The sequence below is a fragment of the Nonomuraea candida genome (assembly GCF_000725485.1).
Taxonomy (GTDB): Bacteria; Actinomycetota; Actinomycetes; order Streptosporangiales; family Streptosporangiaceae; genus Nonomuraea; species Nonomuraea candida.
Genome location: NZ_JOAG01000225.1, coordinates 1 through 215, shown reverse-complemented (window position 1 = coordinate 215; position 215 = coordinate 1). Strand labels below are relative to the sequence as shown.

The following is a 215-nucleotide window of genomic DNA, read 5'->3' as shown; positions in this document are numbered from 1 at the left end:
TGAGTGATCCGGCCCGGTGGGAGGCTGGTGATGGCGTAGATGGTGACGATGGTGGTCTTGCCGGTGCGGTGGTCGGTGCGGCGGCGTTTGACCTGGATGACCTGGATGGCCTGGGTGGCGTGCGGGAAGGGCAGGCCGGGGCGGACGGTGCAGATCTTCATCCGGCGGATCTCGCGGCGGCCGTGGCCGTGCTCGTCGGTGCGGTCGTTCAGGAT

General features: G+C 68.8%; 1 pseudogene. It reads right to left on the bottom strand.

The features are described from left to right. Positions 1-215, bottom strand: a pseudogene (locus IO39_RS56510) (hypothetical protein); the annotation flags it as partial.